At 37.5% G+C, this 562-nt stretch carries 1 protein-coding gene and 1 riboswitch; the gene reads left to right on the plus strand.

From position 1 onward, the window contains the following. A partial coding sequence (locus tag AC1DPZ_RS28720) for a PLP-dependent transferase (RefSeq protein WP_477409956.1) occupies positions 1-106 on the plus strand: 106 nt, incomplete at its 5' end. 179 nt (positions 107-285) lie between these two features. Then, a riboswitch (SAM riboswitch) is annotated at positions 286-396 on the plus strand. Positions 397-562: the final 166 nt, after the last annotated feature.

The following is a 562-nucleotide window of genomic DNA, read 5'->3' on the forward strand; positions in this document are numbered from 1 at the left end:
GGAAGGCCCCGATACTAAAACACCGTTTAACTTATTACGGGTATCGGTTGGGCTGGAACATATTGATGATTTGGTGGCCGATTTGGAGCAGGCTTTGAATAGATAAAGGATGAAAAGATGAAGGAGCAAGGACAGAAATGCCATGTGTCCTTGCTCCTTTGTCCAACAGTCTTTAATCTAAATAAAAATTTAATTTGGTATTTAAATAAATATCCGCTTATCTTTGGAACATTATTTGGTAGCGATACCATATAGTCGATCAATTCTCCGCATAGTTCGGGTATTGATTTATAAAGAAGCGGCGAGAGATCAGGCTCAATGACCCGCTGGCAACCCTTCAATTTTGAAGAAGGTGCCAATTCCTGTCCCGGCAAATAACACCGGGGAATATAAATTTATAACCATGAAAAGTTTAATTAAAATTACTACAGGCAACATTTTTAATACCCAAAACGGTAACATACAACCTATTAGCTTAAATAGCGGTATTTGTATGTGTTGCTGCTGTTGATGCTTTAATGCGTTTCTTTTTCAATCCCTGAAAATATACGTGTTGTAAAAC

It is taken from the genome of Mucilaginibacter sp. P4_G9, assembly GCF_056400985.1.